Origin of the sequence: Ancylomarina subtilis, from assembly GCF_004217115.1 — a bacterium.
Lineage (GTDB): Bacteria > Bacteroidota > Bacteroidia > Bacteroidales > Marinifilaceae > Ancylomarina > Ancylomarina subtilis.
Map to the genome: position 1 here is coordinate 322475 of NZ_SHKN01000002.1, position 18192 is coordinate 340666.

Sequence of the window (18192 nt, forward strand, 5' to 3'; positions counted from 1 at the left end):
GATTTTGTTTGATTCTTGAAGGAATAGATTTATGGAATGGTACTCGTATATTTTAGTTGTATTAGCAGGCGCATTTGCTGGTTTTATCAATGTCTTAGCCGGGAGTGGCTCTATCTTAATTTTGGCTTTGCTGATTTTTCTAGGTTTGCCGGCTACAGTGGCTAATGGTACTTTGCGTATAGCTATTTTAATGCAAAACATTGTTGGTGTTGCTAGTTTTAAACAGCAAAAGGTTTTTAAATATAAGGAAGGAATTGGTTTAGCATTACCTGCTATCGTCGGTTCAATTCTTGGGGCTGTTTTTGCGGTGAATATTAACGAGAAAATAATGGAGAGGACGATTGGGGCTATTTTAATCGTTCTTTTTTTCATTGTCCTTTATAAACCAGATGCCTGGGTCAAAGGGCAGGCTGGTAAAATGGGCAAAAGACCGACTTTGAGTCAGCATATCATCTTCTTTTTCATTGGTTTTTATGGTGGTTTTATCCAGGCAGGCGTTGGTTTTTTTCTTCTGGCAGGTTTAGTTCTTGGAGCTGGATTTAATTTGGTGAAAGCCAATGCGATTAAAATATTTATAGTCCTACTCTATACTGCCTTTGCTTTAGGGGTATTTATTTATAACGATCAAGTCGATTACAAAATTGGATTAATTCTCGGATTGGGAAATATGATTGGAGCTTGGTTTGGAACCAAATTCGCTGTAAGTTGGGGAGCTAAATATGTACGTTATATTCTAATGGGAGTGATTATAGTTGCTTCAATCAAATTTTTAGGTGTATTCGATCTGTTTATGATGATTCTTAAATAGAAGACGTTATAAGATCTAGTCTAATTGAAAGTGATAGGTGATGGTACCACGCTGATAGGCAGGAGCTTTACTGTCAGAATTGAATTTGGCTTTTAGTGCGGCTTTTTTTGCTGCCTCTAGTAGTGTGATATTGGCTGTGGTTGAACCTGAAACACCTGGTCGGGCACTGGTTACTTTCCCATTTCGATCAACTGTTACTTCTACCACAACTTTTCCACTTTCCTGAAGGTCGTATTTCGGTTTGGGTATGGAAATCGAATTTCGTCCCTTTAGATCAAAAGAGTACCCCTTATTACCAAGCCCGCTACCTGTGTAATTGTTTGAATCTGCAGATCCATTTGTTTTGCCCTGATTGCCAGAAGGAAATGTTTTTCCCTGTGAACTGGCATTTGATGTGCCACTACCAAAAGCATTTTTTGTTTTATTATTGATTTTGGCAATCTTTTCCTGACGAGCCAACTCGGCCAATCTATCACGTTCTATTTTAGCCAATCTTTCTTGCTCGGCTTTTTCTTCTTGAAGTCTTTTTTGCTCAGCAAGACGTCTCTTTTCGGTTTCGATTTGCTTTGCTTTTTCTCGTTCTCTTTTTAGTTTTTTTGCCTTTTCTTCCTTCGCTTTGTTTTTTGCAATTTCTTCAGCAGATGGAAGGCTGGGCGCATCTTCGGTGTTCTGAGTCAGGATTTTTTCTTTTGGCGAACTGGCTGTTTTTTTAACTGCTTTTACAACGTTTTTCTTTTTAACAACCGGCTTAGGATTTGATTTTTTTGCTGATCGCGATTGTGTTGGAGCAGGTCTTTTGTTTCCGGCTCCTTGATCGGTATTACCAAAATTAATAAGGATACCTTCCTCTTCAGGTAAAGGCAGGGGAGTACGGAAACCCAGAAAAAACAGGAGTGCAACAATTGCTGCGTGAAACAATAAAGTTCCCACAAAACCGACACGTTTACTTCCGGAATCCTTCATATATTATTTTGCTGAAGTTGCTAAAATCAGTTTGTATTTATTGTTTTTGGCTATGTTCATCACTTTTACAACCTGTTCCATAGGGACGGATTTGTCCACGTGAAGCGAAATTGTTGGATCTTCGTGTTTGGCCAGCATTCGTTGTAGTTTCCCTTCAAGTTTTGAGAATGGTGTAGGCGTTGTTTCGATATAAAAGTTGTAGTGCTTATCTATCGATACCGATGTTATCGGATTGGCAGCCGTTTGACTGCTACTTTTTGGCAATAACAATTTTAATGCATTGGGTGCAATTAAAGTCGATGTTACCATAAAAAAGATCAACAGTAAAAAGACAATATCAGTCATAGATGACATACTGAAATTGGCGTTGACTTTATTTCTTGATTTTAATGCCATAGTGTGACTTACTTGATAGGTTCATTCAAAAGATCCATAAATTCAGTTGTAGTCGCTTCCATTGTGAAAACAACTTTTTCAACTTTGGCAACCAAAATGTTGTAGGCAAAGTAGGCAATAATACCCACGACAAGTCCTGCAACAGTTGTAACCATAGCTGTGTAAATACCATTTGCAAGAAGAGAAACATCGATATTATTTCCAGCATTAGCCATGGCATAAAAGGCCTGAATCATTCCCATTACAGTACCCAGGAAACCAATCATAGGGGCCGCACCAGCAACAGTTGCAAGGGTTGGTAAATTTTTCTCAAGCATTGAAACTTCAAGGTTTCCAATATTTTCAATAGCTGCATTCACATCGTTTAGCGGTCGACCAATGCGTTTTACCCCTTTTGAAATCATTCTTGAAACCGGGGTGTTATGCGATTCACACAGCGATAGAGCAGAATCGATTTTACCATCATGAATGTAATCCTTAATTCGATTCATGAAGTTATCATCCTTCTTTGAAGCTTTCCGAATGGCATGAAAACGCTCAAAGAAAATCCAAATCGCAATAATTGATAAGGCAAAGATAGGAATCATGATCCAGCCACCTTTGAAAGCTAAATCGATAAAATTAAGTGTTATTTCACTTGATTGGGTTCCAGTTTCGTTGATAATATCTTCAGTTTGAGCTATGTTCTGAAGACTTGCAAACATCAAAAGGTAATTCATATTGTCAATTTTCTGATTTATCTGTATATAAAAAACGAGATATAATATAGAATATTATATCTCGCTAAAGTAATATTATTGTTTTTTGTTTCCTCATAGAAATTATGAGAAAATTTTCTTTAATGCAATATCATAGCCTGGATGATGTAAACACCTGCACCAGCAAGGTATCCAATTAGAGCGAGAAGACTGATTTTCTTCAAGTACCAAATGAAATCGATTTTTTCCATTCCCATTGCAGCAACTCCGGCAGCAGAACCGATAATTAACATAGATCCTCCGGTTCCGGCACAATAGGCTAAGAATTCCCAGAATAATCCATCCTGAACAAAGTTTGAAGCATAACCAACAGCCTGAATACCTTCAATCGGATACATGCCCATAGCTGCAGCGACTAAAGGAACATTGTCAACCACTGATGAGAGAGCTCCAATTATTAGGTTGATGACATAGATGTTATGGATGTTTTTATCCAACCATGAAGCTAAAATGTCAAGGTGACCCGCTGACTGCATACTTGATACAGCAGATAGAATACCTAAAAAGAATAAGACCGTTGGAACGTCGACTTTTTTCAAAACACCGGTAACATTTAAACGGGATTTAGATTCATGACCTTTGTGGCGATGCATAATTTCTGTTACAACCCACATAACGCCCAGTCCGAATAACATGCCCAGATATGGAGGTAAGTGTGTTACTGTTTTGAATACAGGCACAAACAGAAGTGCAGAAACACCTAAACATAGAATAAAAAGACTTTCTTTTTGAGTGATATAATTATCATTACCATTATTAGACACTTGTGGTCGAGTTATTTCTCCTTTCATGTAGAAGCTAACAATTACAAGAGGAACAATCATTGTAGCCAGACTAGGTAAGAATACACGTGTGACAATATTAATAGTAGATACCTGTCCACCAATCCACAGCATAATAGTTGTAACGTCACCAATTGGAGACCAAGCTCCACCTGCATTTGCAGCTAGTACAACCATCGATGCAAAGAACCATCGGTCTTTTTGATCATCAATTAATTTTCTAATTAAGGCAACCAGAACAATTGTTGTTGTTAAATTATCCAGAGTTGCTGACATGAAGAATGTTAGGATACTTAATACCCAAAGAAGTTTAATTTTATTTGTTGTTTTAATCTTATCAGTGATAATCTTAAAACCTTGATGTTGATCTACAATTTCAACAATGGTCATAGCTCCCAAAAGGAAGAAAAGAATGGCAGAAATTTCGGATAAGTGGTGAAGAACTTCATGGTGGGTAATGAAGTTTAGCATACCATGCGTGTTATCCATACTTGGGTTTATCGAAACGTATTCGTTCCATGCCCGGCTCACTCCTGATGTTAGAATATCAACACCTCCGACAACATAAATTACCCAGGTTATAACTCCAATTAAAAGAGCTGAAGCTGCTTTGTCAATTTTTAATGGATGTTCCAGAGCGATTGCAATATAGCCAAGAACAAAAACCACGACCATTAATGTAAACATATTATTTTCGTTTTAATAGTTAATTAGTTGCTTTTTGTCAGGCACTAATATAATCATATTTAGCTATCTAGAGAATGCAAAAAGTTAGCATGTACCTAATTTTAGTCTTAATTCAGTAATTTAGACTCAGCATTAATTGTGAATTGAACTTTAAATTTAGGTCTTTCGAAAACGAAAAAATGGATATTCTTTTGGATTAAAGTTTTGCTATTCAGAGTCTTTCTTCGTGTTGTTTTTTCTTAGAAAGCTTAGGTATTTTCTGAATAATTCGGAAATGGTATTGAAATCTTCTTTATAAAAAATTCCAACACCTTGAGTATTTCGAGATGCATCGGAGGCTAAATATTCGTTTGAGCGAGTAAAAGCTTTCATTTGAAGCTTGCCTTTTTTATCCAATTTTATATTGACATCAAAGTCTCCAACGATATCATTGTCTTGATTCTGATTGGAATTCGAGTTCGTTCCGAGATTGCCATTAATGGTAACTTTATCGTCGAAAAGTTGAGTCGAAAGTGCAAATTCGATCTCATCACTTGTGATATTATCACCAGGTCGGTAGCTGAAACCAACATCAAATTTATTACTGATTTGGCTCAACCAGTTGGATAGTTGATTTGAAAGCAGTTCACTTGTGGTGACACCAACGGCATAACTTGAGTTTTTATTCTCAAAATTAGCATCAGTTGATCGCATATATTCAGGTGTGTAAAAACGATTCAAAACCAGCAAGGAAAGAATTTGTTTATTCATTTCATCCTCGGTAGAAAAGAGTGCTGCTAAGATACTTTGAGTTTGTTGGTCCAGAGTTGGGAAATCAATATCAAAACGGATATTTGGGTTACTGAGTTGTTGACTCAGATTCATATTGCACTGGACCTGTATCTTTTTAGTATTGTCAACGTAAGGGGTATTTAATAGAATGTCGTAAAGTGTTGTTTTTACATTGTAAACGGCATTAATGTCAATTGTTGCACTGTAGGGATCACCATCCCATTTGATTGTTCCTCCATTCGATAAATCAAACTTTTTATTGATCACATTCTGAAGTGTAAACAAATAGCTTCCGGTTTGAATGGTGTAGTTGCCATAAATTTTAAAATCCCCTTTGGTATCAATTCCAAGCTGGAGATTGCCACTTCCATTTGCCTTTAAAACATCTCCAATTTTTGAATCGAAAATGATTTGGATATCTGTTTCCGGCGTAACTTCCAGGTTGCAGTTTAGTTTAATACCACTAAGGTCGATATCATATTTCTCAGGTTCAATTTCACCCGTATCAAAAGTATGGATGAAAGTTATAAAATCACTTTTTTCAATATCCCCTGTTTTATTAAGAGGAATGTATATACGTGTGTCTCTATTGGTTTTGGCATCTATTTCAATCTCGATATCATCCGGAGACCCGTATAGGTGAGTGATTCCTGTGAGAAAGGCTTGTCCGTAAAGCAATTCGTTATCAGTAATCTTTGTATTTAGAAGTTTAAAATTGTTTGTGCTTAAGGCAAGATCCAGATCTAACTTGGTGTAATTATTTAATGCGATGGCTCCATAAATTTCAGCCATATTATTTTCAGAATCGTAAAATTTAAAGTTATTAAACTGTATTTCTTTTGGGGTGAAAATAATACTGTCATTACACGTATATTTGGTTTGCAACTCTTCAATTTTAAATGATGTGTTTAAGAATTTAAGTTTCCCATTAATACGAGGTAAACTTGTTGGTCCTTCCACTTGCATAAAACCGCCAAGACGACCTTCGAGTTCCGAAATATTTCCTTCCAAATATGGACGCATAATGTTCATTCGCATGGAATCTAAGTTGAGACTTAGAGCAACAGAATCCAATTCAGGATAATAACTCCCCTGAATATTTATTTCTCGTTTATCATTATGAATGGCATATGCCTCTAAAGAAAGTTTCTGCTCATTTTTAATCCAATCACTTTTAAGATGTAAATCTCCAATGGTATCATTATGAAATGTTAGATTCTCCAATACAAGGTCTGTATTGGTTAAGCGGTCGCCATAAAAATCAGAAAGTTGAAAGTACCCTCTGGTGTTACCATCAATTCCTAAATTCTTGCTGTTGTTTATTGTATTAATATTCTTTAAGCTGATATTATTAATCTGACATTTTATGATGTCTTCAGGCAAAGTTGATATTTTTCCATCGATTGAGAAAAACTGTTGGTTCTGACTGATTTTGAATTGATCAATACTGTAACTTGTACTGTCAATTTGGATGTGAGATTGATTAATCTGCCAGGTACTATCAGCTAGAATGATGGTGCTTGGAAGAAGATCGATTTCCCATTTTGGAGTGGTACCCATTGCTTTAGAATCAACAGTCGCAATAGCTGATAAGGAACCGCTGTATGTTTTGGCTCCCCAATTATTCCAGTTTAAATCGTATTTAAGATGATTGTTTTGAGCTTCAATTTGATGTGAAAGATTGAAGATGTTGTAATCTTCACTAAAAGCTAATTTATCACTTCGTCCTTTTAATATTAGTTTGTCGTCATTCGTGTTTAAGTTGACTTTTATGCCTTCAATGCTTTTTGAATCGTAGGTTAAAGATGGAATGTGTAGGTTTAAATTTAAAGAATGTTCTTTTGCATTGATTTCACCACTTAGTTGACTGTTGGGGGATAAGCCTATGTTAGGATAAATTAATTGGATTAATCCGGAATTTTCCTTTATCAAAAGATCGATTTTAAAGTTATTGGTTGAATCTATTTTAGTGTATGATGAATCAGGGGCATAAGCAGGCAAATAATAATATATCATGTTTGATAATGAAGAAACAAGTTTATCAAGTTCATAATTCCCTATTACATTTAGATCGGCCAGATCTGATTTTAAATCAAATTGTTTGAGTGTTGGTGTGGTTTTAGAATCGATTTTAATTTCATCTAAATTGAATTTCCCCCTACCATTTTTGTATTGTATACTATCAATTAAAATATGACCATTAGCATTATCAAATCGATCCCCTGTAAAGTTTGCATTTAAGTTTAAATTGAGCTCTGAAAGCTCATCCTTCGTGTTTAAATGGAGAGGGAATAATTTTGCATTTTTTAAATGGGAATCAAAATTAACGACTGGCGTTTCTTTTGAAAAGTCGATTTTTCCTGCAAAGTCAAATTCAATATTGGGGTCTAAAAGGGATAATTTTCCATCGAAATGTTTATCTGCAAAATAGCCATCTAATGATAAGTTTTTGTATTCGTAATTAAAGAAATTGAATTTCTCGATATTACCCATCATTGCGCCTTGAGTTCCTTTTTTTGAACTTGATCCCTTTAAGGACACATTCATAGAAACTTTGCCGATTTTTTCCTGGCTTAGAAGATGCCCAAGGTCGAAATCTTGTGTGTTGATATCACCTCTAAAACTTAGGCTGTTGTCAACTAAGCTGGGTTTTAATAGAATATCTGTTCTGATATTTCCCTGATCGGTTTTAAAATTTCCATAAAAGACAAAATCATTGATAAATCCATTGAATTTACCTTTGTAACGGATGAGTCCCAGATTGTCTAATTGCCTAGGGAGTTCAATGTAGTTGCCCTCGTAATTTGGGATGTAAACATTCTCAAGATCAGAGATGCTGGTCGTTAATTCATCAAAATCGGCTTCGAGATAGGAGTTTTCAATTGATGGAAGGCCATTTAGATAAAAGCGTCCCTTAAAATTGGTGTGATTTCCATATATAACATTAATATTACGCCCTTTAAGATCGTAAATTGTTCCATAAACATGCCCCGATAAAAATCCAGATTCTCTAAAACCTAAAAGGTTATCATTAAAATAAGCCAAATCTTCAAAACTAATTTTTGAGGATCTAATCTTGAAGTCAAGTTGCATTTTTTTCGTAAAATGACTCCAATAGCCTTGTCCACTCACATAATTCAGAAGTATTTGACCTGCAGAAAGTACACTTCTTGGGGAGCTAATGGTCGCATCTGACATTCCCCATTGTGTTGGTGTAATCCAGGAATGGGTTTTGAAATCTTTTATGATAAAACCTGATTTTTCAATACAACTCATGTGTTTCAGATCAAAATCGACCGAATCACCAATGATTTTAATATTTCGAGCTTGAAGTTTGATATTTCGGACATCGATATCGTCGTAGTTCATACCAAAAGCTTGTTTTTGAGCTTCCAGAGTTAAGAAAGTAAAACGAGAATCGATTAAATCGAGGTCTGAAACACTAATGACCCAGTTTTTTTTATGAACTGATGTGTCAGGAATTTCTTGTTTATTTGAGAGCGAATCTAAGAAAATTTGAAGATTCTGTACTCGATCTTTTCCCTCGTATAAATTAAAATAGGCTTGCTTTAAATTGAGTTTCCCAATGTACGCTTTCTTCGATTTGAAATTAATTGAATCCAGTTTGGAATTCAATTCGCCAACGTAAATGAGAGTATCTTTTCTATGATCCTCTATATAGACACCTTTAAAAATGATACTTTTGAAAGGGGAGAAATCGACACCTTGAATAGTTACTGGCGTATGCGTTTTCTCAGAGATTGATTTGGCGATCTTTTGACAAAAATAGGTTTGCACACGTGGACTCAAAAATACAAGATAGGCCAATATAAGTACCATAATGATACTTGCTATGGACCAAATTGATATTTTGAGGAATTTTTTAATAGTTTTGTGCTTTTGAGTGCAATTGCACAAAATTAGACAAAAAGAAATAGAAAACAGCGGTTGAAAGCTGTGTTTGTATTCTTTTTTAATCTTTTTACGTTAATTTTTAATTTGATGAGTATAACGATATTAGGAATTGAATCTTCGTGTGATGATACATCAGCTTCTGTTTTGAGAGATGGGGTGATTCATTCTAACATTATTGCCACTCAAACGGTGCATATGGCATATGGTGGGGTTGTGCCTGAACTTGCTTCACGTGCACACCAACAAAATATAATTCCGGTGGTTGATCAGGCTTTAAAAGAAGCCAATGTGACTGCTGATGAAATTGACGCTGTGGCCTTTACTCGTGGCCCTGGGCTTTTGGGGTCTTTGATGGTTGGAACATCATTTGCTAAAGGTTTCGCTTTGTCAAAAAATATTCCTCTGATTGAGGTGAATCACCTAAAGGCTCATATTCTGGCTCATTTTATTGATGATTTAAAAAACACTTACGATCATCCAGGTTTTCCATTTCTGGCACTTTTGGTTTCAGGAGGTAATTCACAAATTATTATTGTGAAAGATCATATGGAAATGGAGGTAATCGGCGAAACGATTGATGATGCTGCAGGTGAAGCATTTGATAAGTGTGCAAAGGTAATGGGAATTCCTTATCCGGGAGGCCCGGTAATTGATAAAAGAGCTAAGGAAGGTAATCCTTTGGCTTTTGAGTTTAGCCGACCAAAAATTCAAGGCTTGAATTATAGTTTTAGTGGCTTAAAGACTTCATTTTTATACTTCATCAGAGATAAAGTGAAAGTCAATCCTAATTTTATTGAGGAAAATATGAATGATTTGTGTGCTTCACTTCAATACACGATTGTTGATGTTCTAATGAATAAGGTTAAGCGTGCCGTCCGCGAAACGGGTATAAAAGAGGTTGCTATTGCAGGTGGTGTTTCTGCTAATTCTGGTTTGCAAAATGCAATGAAAGAGACTGCATCAAAACAAGGTTGGAAAGTTTATATCCCGCAGTTGGGTTATTCTCTTGACAATGCGGCGATGGTTGCCATTACCGGCTATTTTAAATATTTGAACAAGGATTTTGTGGAACAGGATACGGCTCCGTTTGCACGAATGACTATAAAATAAAACGAAACAGCCTTGAGATTAAGATTTCAAGGCTGTTTTTTTTATGAGACAAAAGCGATTGATCTATTCCGTATTAATATTTAAGTAGCCTTTTAAAACCAAAATGGCATCTTCTGAGAAATCTTTTAAACAAATCCGGAATTCCTCCTGTTCCTTTGTTAAGACAATGAGTTCATCATTTTCAATTTTGAATCCTTTGATATCTTTTCTGTAGATTTTGGTTCGTCGTTTAAACCACCCATACTTGTATTTTACTCGTCGTGAGTTAATCTTTAAGTATTCACGAGGGTACATGAATTTGCAGCCCAGGAGAATTCCAATTGTATATATGGTGGCAACAGTAACAATAAAGGGGGCAAAGTATCTGCAAAGAGGAATCATTTCTAAGTCTTTCACAAAAAAATATAAAACAACTGCAGAGATAATAAAGGCTATGCCCACAGCTAATTGTTTGCTTTTAGCATTGAGGGCTTTAATTTTATGACTTCTGATATCGTATTCGAATTGAAGCATAGCATTTTGTTTTTAATATTGTATTCAAGTTACTTAAAAATGAATCAACATAAAAACCCTGACTGAAAATCATCTTATTCTTCAATAAGTATTTGTGAAAATAAACTGTTTTGCTGAAGCAGATCGGAATAGGATTCTGAAATAAAGTCTTTTGCATTTATTTGGAGAAGCTTGATGTAGAAATTGCTTTGTTCCTGAAGCTTATCTTTTGTGAGATTATGATCCTTGTTTGAGGCTTCAATTTCGATAAACGTTCCTAAGTTTTTAACTGTGTCCAAATGAAACTTGACATTCTCAATAAAATAGATTTCTCTATCCTTTTCGACAACACATTTTTTACCCAATGCTTTTTCTAAAATATTTTTAAGACCAGATTCTGTCTCTGTTTTGTATAAGGAAAACTGACTTTCTTTGCAGCCTTGCTTATCTTCTCTTTCGTAATGAATTAAGTTGTTTTCTATATTCCCCTCCCGAAGTTTTAGTCGTCCATTTTTTGAATGAAAATATGTGTCGATTTGATGATCGACCCCTTTGAAATCGGCCTTGTGAGACTTAAGAATTTCCCTGATTTTATTTAAATCGCGACAATGGGCTTTTATTTCGATATTTATTGGCATCGTTTTTTAGAATAAAGATTGAGCCTCAAAAGTAAACATTAATTGGTTTACGGGACTGTTGTTTAGTCCTGAGAATTCACAAGTTCAATAATCTTTTCAGAAATTTGATGAAGAGGAATTATAAACTGAGGGTTTGCAATTTTAAATGCAGCAGAAGGCATAATTCGGGCAATTGCATTTTCTGGATCTTCTACAATGCAAATGCCTCCCATTTCGTTTATTTGATGAAGACCGAAAGCACCATCCTCATTCAATCCGGAAAGGACAAGTCCGATTAATTTATTTTTATAGCACCAGGCAGCTGTTTCAAACAGAACATCAATGGAGGGGCGAGAGTGATGTACTTTTGAATCAGTTGAGAGTGCAAATGTTTCATCGCTTTCAACAAGTAGGTGGTAATTTGGTGGTGCAAAATAGATTGTTCCTGCTGTTATTTTTTCCTTTTCTTCAGCTTCTTTAACCTTTAGTTCACAGATTTCATTCAAATAGCGAATAAAGGAATCGTTTGGGTTATCACCAATATGAAGCACAGCAATTATGGCCAAAGGGAAGTCCTTTGGAAAAAGGGGAAGGGTCGCTTTTAGAGCTTCCAGTCCTCCAAATGAAGTGCCTATAACTAAAGCCTTATACATGCTTTACCCAGATTTTTTTGTAAATTTTTTGTTTCGGGTCTATATCTAAAAAATGGTATTCTTTACTGGTGAACTTTAAGCTTTCTTTTGTGCCTAAGCATAAATGCCCACTCGAAGAAAGGCTTTCATGAAATAAATTGATCACTCTACTTTGTAAATCTTTATCAAAATAGATGAGAACATTTCGGCAGATAATGAGATTTACCTCAGCAAAAACAGAATCTGTAACAAGGTTGTGGTCTGCAAAAACCACTTTTTTCACCAGGTTTTGATCTAATTTTATCGATCCATATTTCATGGTGTAAAAATCGGATAACTTAGATTTTCCACCTGATTTTTTGTAGTTTCGCTCAAATTGTTCCAAGTTACGTATGGGGTAAATCCCTTGTTTGGCGATCTCTAAGACTTTACGGTTAAAATCAGTCGCATAAACCTGACAGCGATCAAGAATGCCTTCTTCACGCAGAAGTATGGCAAAAGAATAGACTTCTTCTCCCGTTGAGCATCCCGCATGCCATATCTTAATGAAGGGGTAGGTTTTAAGACTAGGAATCACATTTTCTCGAAATGAGGCGTAAAATTCAGGGTCACGAAACATCTCAGTTACATTGATAGATAGATCTTCGAGCAGTTCCATAAAAAAATCTTTGGAACGCAAGGCCATATTCTGCATTTGAGATATGCTTTCGAAATGACCAATTGCCATACGATGAAGCAATCGTCTTTTTATATGAGATCTTGAATATTTTCGAAAGTCGTAACCATATTTTTGATATATAGCTTCAAGAATCAGAGGGATCTCAATATCTATATTCTCATCTTGCTCGACTTTATTTTGAATGCTAGTCATATTTATGAGTAGTTTTGACTCCCTGACTTAATACCGCTTCCAGTTCTTCTTTTTTAAACGGTTTGCTAATAAAATTGTTCATGCCTGCGTCCAGACATACTTGTTTGTCTTCAGAGGAAGCACTCGCAGTTAGCGCAATAATATAAGTTGTGTTTCCAATGTTTTCATTGGCTTCATGGCTTCTTATCTTTTGGGATGCATTGATTCCGTCCAAAACTGGCATTTGCATGTCCATTAAGATGATGTCGTAATTATTCTGCTTGTACATTTGTAAAGCTTCGAGACCATTTTTAGCCACATCGCAGGTTAGACCAAGTTGTCTTAGAGTTAAGACTGCAACTTTCTGATTAATTGGATTGTCTTCAGCTACAAGTATTGAAAGGTCTTGAGGAAAATCCGTATTACTTTCTGGGATTGTAGTCATTTCTTTTTCTTTATATTCGAATTTGAGTTCAAACATGAATTCTGTACCGACATCTTGTTTGCTTTGAAGCTTGATTTTACCTCCCATTAAATTGGTCAGATTTTTTGAGATAGCCAGCCCCAATCCGGTTCCCCCATATTGTCTGGAGATTGAACTGTCAGATTGTGTAAACTCCCGGAATAGGGTTTTCTGAGCCTTGTCAGGAATGCCAATGCCTGTATCTTTTATTGAGAAATGCAACGAGACCCAGTCTTCGTTTTTCTCAAGCAACCTAATGGTCACTTTTACGGCTCCTTTCAATGTGAATTTAACTGCGTTATTGGTTAAATTCATAATGATTTGATTGAGTCTGAATGAATCACCTCTAAGAGTATCAGGAATATCTTCGTCAATATCAATACTGAAATCGATCCCTTTTTCAATGGCTCTGAAATTCAGAAGCTGGTATATGGTATCGCACAGTTTTCTAATATCAAAGTCGATGCATTCCAGGTCGATTTGTCCGGCTTCAATCTTTGAAAAATCCAGAATGTCGTTGATAATTTGTAACAGATGTTCACCTGAAGTGGTTACAACCTTTAACATATCCTGGTGTTCGCCATTCTCCGTTTCATTCAGCATTAATCGGGATAAGCCTAAAATACCATTCATCGGAGAACGAATTTCATGTGACATATTAGCTAGAAACATCGATTTTGCACGAGTGGCTTCTTCGGCTTTATCTTTGGCAATAATAAGTTCTTCGTTTTTATTTTCAAGATATTTTAAAACCAGATTTAGTTCCTTCCTTTGGCGATACAGATCCAGAAAAACACTAACCTTTCCCTTTAAAACTTCTGGGATAATTGGTTTCGGAATAAAGTCAACGGCTCCTGTTTCTATACCTTTCATGATATGAAAATCGCTTTGGTGAATAGCAGAAACAAAGATGACGGGTAGATATTTGGTTTTTTTCCGATGACGCATTAATTCTAATGTTTCATAACCATCCATGCCTGGCATTTGAACATCAAGAATTGCCATTGCAAATTCATCTTTCAGGCTGTATTTCAAAGCTTCTTCTCCAGAAAAAGCTTTAACGATTTCGACATTAAAATCGCTGAGAATATATTCAAGACTGATTAAATTCTCTTCCTTATCATCAACGATTAATATTTTATCTTTATTCATGACTTAATTGTATAACCAGATTTTTAGCATTGAAAACAACTTATTTTCATCTATCGGTTTTGATAGATAATCATTGGCTCCATGTGCAATCGCTTTGTCGTAATCTTCTTTCATTGCCTTAGCAGTTGTACAGATTACGGGAATATCTTTAATTTTGGGTGTTTTTCGGATATGTTCAATGGCGGTATAACCGTCCATCTCAGGCATCATGACATCCATTAGAATCAAATCGATGTTATTATTTTCCTTAAGGACTTCCAGAGCAATTTTCCCATTTTCAGCTTCAAGGACTTCCATATCTTTATCCTCAAGGATTTTTCCTAGGGCAAATATGTTTCGAATTTCGTCGTCAACAACCAGGATTTTTTTTCCTTTAAATATCGATTCGTCCAGAGTTCCGTTGTGTAGTGATTGAGATTGTGGGTTTTTTATAGAAACATGATGTAAAAACAAGCTGACTTCATCCATTAATCTTTCATCAGATTTTAACCCCTTTAAAATAATTGAATTGGTGTATTTACTCAATTCCCTGTGTTTTTCTCTTGAAAGTTCTTTACCTGTATATATAATGGTATTAGGAATCCTGATATTAAGGGCCGTTAGTTTTTTGAGCAGTTCGTGTCCTGAAAAATCAGGCAATCCCAAGTCTAAAATAATGCAGTCGTATTGTTTTGATTTAATTTTTGTCAGGGCTTCGGTACCACTTACAGCCTCATCAATTTGCACATCATTTTGCTGCAGCAAAAGGTTTATAACCTGTCTGGTGTTCGCATTATCTTCAACGATTAATATGTGTTTTGAATTTGAAAAAAGTTGTTTGTTTATTTCATTCATAGCCGAATCAAAATCGACGGCATTAACAGTTGTTAGTTGATCTTTTTCGTCTTCTTTTAAACCGTCAACAGGAGATACGACGTGTAAGGGTAGGTTGGATGTAAGCGGATTATTTTTTAATAGTTCCAATTTTTCCTCACCATCAGTTAATAGAAGAATAGATGAAATAATCACTGATGATGGCTGATACGTTTCGGCCAATGCTATAGCAGACTTTATATCAGCGGCAGCTACAGCCTTAAAATCGTTTTGATTAATTAAATGCAGCAGTTTTTTAGCTTTCTCTTTCTCAGGATGAATCAAAAGAACTAAAGCTTTATTTGAATCAGAATATCTGTCATCATCAATGAATTGAGTTGGTACAGACAATTCAATCTCTACATCTTTGGGTTTTTCATTTTCTGCAGGAGGCATTTTTCGAATGACTTCATGTTTAATCTCAGATTCATGATTGGGTTTTTCAGGAATGATGATCGTGAATGTAGAGCCTTGATCGATCTTACTTTCCAAATGGATTTCTCCTCCAAGCATATAAGCCAACTCTTTGGATATTGATAAGCCCAGGCCTGTACCGCCATACTTTCTTGATGTGCTTCCATCAGCTTGTTGAAAAGCTTCGAATATTGCTTCTTTTTTGTCATCAGGAATACCAACCCCAGTATCTGTTATCGAAATAGAAAGAGCTTGTGATGGATCTAAATCTGTTCTCATTAAAGCAGTCTTATCATCAAGCTTATCGAAGCTCACGGTGATACTTCCTTTTGTTGTGAATTTGATAGCATTCGAAAGCAGATTTTTAATAATCTGAGATAATCGTTGCTTATCACTAATAAAGGTTTTTGGAATGTTCTTATCTATTTCAACAGAGAGAGCTAATTTTTTCTTTTCAGCCTGATGTTTGAAATCGAGCATAATTTCCTGTTTAATTTCCTCTGCATTTGTAGGAGCAAATTCAACAGTCATCTTTCCTGCTTCAATTTTGGATAAGTCAAGTACTTCGTTTATTAGCTGTAAGAGATCTTTGCCACTTTTATGAATAATTTCAGCAGATTCAATATCTGATTGGGTTAGGTTCCCTTTTTTATTCTTTGCAAGCATGCCGGAAAGAATCAACAGCGAATTGAGCGGGGTGCGTAATTCGTGCGACATATTAGCTAAGAAGTCTGATTTATACTGACTAGCTTGCTCAAGTTCTTTTGCTTTTAATTCGAGTTCGTCGTGTGTTTGAGAAAGGTTTTGGTTTTGTTTTTCAATCTCATTTTTCTGTAATTCTAACTGATTGCTTCGTTCCTCAAGTTCTTCGTTGGCAACTCGTAACTCTTCTTGCTGAACCTGGAGTCTTTTTTCGTTTTCGGTTAAAATTTTAGTGTGTTCCTCAAGTTCTTCGTTGGCAACACGTAACTCTTCTTGTTGTACTTGTAGTTCATTGGCTTGATCCTGAGTTGTTCTCAATAGGTTTTCAAGACGTTCGCGAGCAATGGATGAAGCAATATTGACCGTTATGGTTTCGTTGGCTGTTTCGAGGAATTTGATTTTTTGAAGCGTAAATTCTTGAATCGAGGCCAACTCCATTACGCCCCATAAATGGTTGTTGAATACCAGAGGAATTAAGAGAATTTCTTTAGGTGAGATTTCACCAGTTCCCGAAAATATTGTGAAATAATCTTTAGGCAGATCTTTAATGTGTTTAATCTCTGTTGAATCAGTAATAGAGCCAACTAATCCATGGCCTTTTTTAATAAATTTGAATTGGTTTTTATCGGGTAAGCCATATGCTGCCTTTAGATTGAAAACTTCATCTCCCTCATCATAAATGTATAAGGCACCAAGCTCGGCATTAAGAAATTTGATTGTAAATTGAAGCGCATTGTTTGCAACTTCAGAGATTTCCTGATCGCCGCGTAATTTTTTATTCAGTTGGTTCAAGCCTGTGCGAAACCAATTGGTTTCTTCATTTTTAATGTGCGAAGCTTTTAGTTGATCAACAATACGATTGAAGGTATGTGTAAATTCATCTTGTTTAGATCTTGGCTTTAATTTGGCTGTATAGTCTCCTTCAGAAACTTTTTGGATATTGTGAATAATGCGCGTGAATCCAAATTGAATTTCATTGAAAGATTGAGTCAATATTCCAAGTTCACTATTGCTTTTATAGTTCAATTTTTTTTGAGGAATCCCCTTGTTGAGAAGCTTGAAACTTTTAGCAAGAATCGCAGCGGGTTTTGAAATTGATCTGTTAATGATATAGGAAATACTCGAAATGAATATAGCAATGAATAGAATAAAAAAGCCAATAATATAGATGAGAGCAGTGTTTACATTATTAGAAATTTGCTCCGTTTCTTTTGCAAAATCACCAAAATGAGTCTTTAGTTCATTAATATCGTTTAGAAGCTCAAAATTGATTTCGCCATCTTTATGATTTTCGATATGTTTTTGGATATGCATGCCAAGATTATACCCATATTTGGCTATTGCTTGATTTTCTTTCAGTCTTTGAGGATTAATTTTATTGAGGAGTTTTAATCGGTCGTAGAGAATATTGACAATTTTTTCTTCGGGGTGATGGCTACTTGGAAAGGCACTATAAAAGAGTGCGATAAAATCTTTTCTGGATAAATTCTGAATATGTTCATCAATACTTGAAAATGTATAGGCCATGGTGTTAGCCTCTTTAATTTTTTTAAGAGATGAAATGTAATAAGTTTTGTCGTTTAAAGCGATATACTTATAATAGTCTTGAAGTCCATTGTTAAAAGTATTGTTATGAATACGATCAGCATTCATAAACAGAGTGAGGACTCGACTGGATTGAAAAAAGAAATTTGCTAAAAAGCCTAAAAGGATGATGCTTATAATTGAAACGACTGTTAGAAGAAATAGTCTGGATTTTATTTTCCAATCTCGAAACTTCGATATAGGCAGATTCATAGCGATTTAATATTGGTTGAATTCTCTCATG

The 18192-nt window shown here is 35.4% G+C and carries 13 protein-coding genes; 2 read left to right on the plus strand and 11 right to left on the minus strand.

The features are described from left to right. Positions 1-31 precede the first annotated feature (31 nt). A complete protein-coding gene (locus tag EV201_RS12305; protein ID WP_130307945.1) occupies positions 32-808 on the plus strand; it encodes a sulfite exporter TauE/SafE family protein in 777 nt (258 codons plus the stop codon). Positions 809-823: 15 nt separating this feature from the next. Here EV201_RS12305 and EV201_RS12310 read toward each other — a convergent pair whose 3' ends face one another. From EV201_RS12310 to EV201_RS12330, 5 genes are all read right to left on the minus strand, one after another. Next, positions 824-1771, minus strand: coding sequence for a TonB family protein (locus EV201_RS12310; protein ID WP_130307946.1), 948 nt, complete (start codon positions 1769-1771; stop codon positions 824-826). Between the two features lie 3 nt (positions 1772-1774). Beyond that, entirely contained in the window at positions 1775-2167 is a 393-nt protein-coding gene (locus tag EV201_RS12315) for an ExbD/TolR family protein (RefSeq protein WP_130307947.1), read from the minus strand. An 8-nt stretch (positions 2168-2175) separates the two neighbouring features. Next, positions 2176-2886 (minus strand): MotA/TolQ/ExbB proton channel family protein, encoded by a 711-nt coding sequence (locus tag EV201_RS12320; protein WP_130307948.1) that lies wholly within the window; start codon positions 2884-2886, stop codon positions 2176-2178. Between the two features lie 119 nt (positions 2887-3005). Beyond that, positions 3006-4394: a sodium:proton antiporter NhaD gene (nhaD, locus tag EV201_RS12325; RefSeq protein ID WP_130307949.1), complete on the minus strand. Its 1389-nt coding sequence runs from the start codon at positions 4392-4394 to the stop codon at positions 3006-3008. A 207-nt stretch (positions 4395-4601) separates the two neighbouring features. Continuing rightward, positions 4602-9005: a translocation/assembly module TamB domain-containing protein gene (locus EV201_RS12330; protein ID WP_130307950.1), complete on the minus strand. Its 4404-nt coding sequence runs from the start codon at positions 9003-9005 to the stop codon at positions 4602-4604. A gap of 162 nt (positions 9006-9167) precedes the next feature. Here EV201_RS12330 and tsaD point away from each other — a divergent pair, with 162 nt between their 5' ends. Continuing rightward, positions 9168-10190 carry a tRNA (adenosine(37)-N6)-threonylcarbamoyltransferase complex transferase subunit TsaD gene (gene tsaD / locus EV201_RS12335; protein ID WP_130307951.1) on the plus strand — a complete coding sequence of 341 codons (1023 nt, stop codon included), beginning with the start codon at positions 9168-9170 and terminating at the stop codon, positions 10188-10190. Between the two features lie 63 nt (positions 10191-10253). Here the strand turns inward: tsaD and EV201_RS12340 are convergent, their stop codons facing one another. The 6 genes from EV201_RS12340 to EV201_RS12365 form a co-directional block, all read right to left on the minus strand. Then, positions 10254-10703, minus strand: a complete 450-nt coding sequence (locus tag EV201_RS12340; RefSeq protein WP_130307952.1) for a hypothetical protein — start codon at positions 10701-10703, stop codon at positions 10254-10256. A gap of 74 nt (positions 10704-10777) precedes the next feature. Further along, positions 10778-11320 (minus strand): class IV adenylate cyclase, encoded by a 543-nt coding sequence (locus EV201_RS12345; protein ID WP_130307953.1) that lies wholly within the window; start codon positions 11318-11320, stop codon positions 10778-10780. 62 nt (positions 11321-11382) lie between these two features. Next, a complete protein-coding gene (locus EV201_RS12350) occupies positions 11383-11952 on the minus strand; it encodes a chemotaxis protein CheB (RefSeq protein ID WP_130307954.1) in 570 nt (189 codons plus the stop codon). Continuing rightward, positions 11945-12802 carry a CheR family methyltransferase gene (locus tag EV201_RS12355; protein ID WP_130307955.1) on the minus strand — a complete coding sequence of 286 codons (858 nt, stop codon included), beginning with the start codon at positions 12800-12802 and terminating at the stop codon, positions 11945-11947. Before EV201_RS12355 ends, EV201_RS12350 begins: the two co-directional genes overlap by 8 nt. Further along, a complete protein-coding gene (locus tag EV201_RS12360) occupies positions 12795-14396 on the minus strand; it encodes a response regulator (RefSeq protein WP_130307956.1) in 1602 nt (533 codons plus the stop codon). Before EV201_RS12360 ends, EV201_RS12355 begins: the two co-directional genes overlap by 8 nt. A 3-nt stretch (positions 14397-14399) precedes the next feature. Then, positions 14400-18161: a response regulator gene (locus tag EV201_RS12365; protein ID WP_130307957.1), complete on the minus strand. Its 3762-nt coding sequence runs from the start codon at positions 18159-18161 to the stop codon at positions 14400-14402. Positions 18162-18192: the final 31 nt, after the last annotated feature.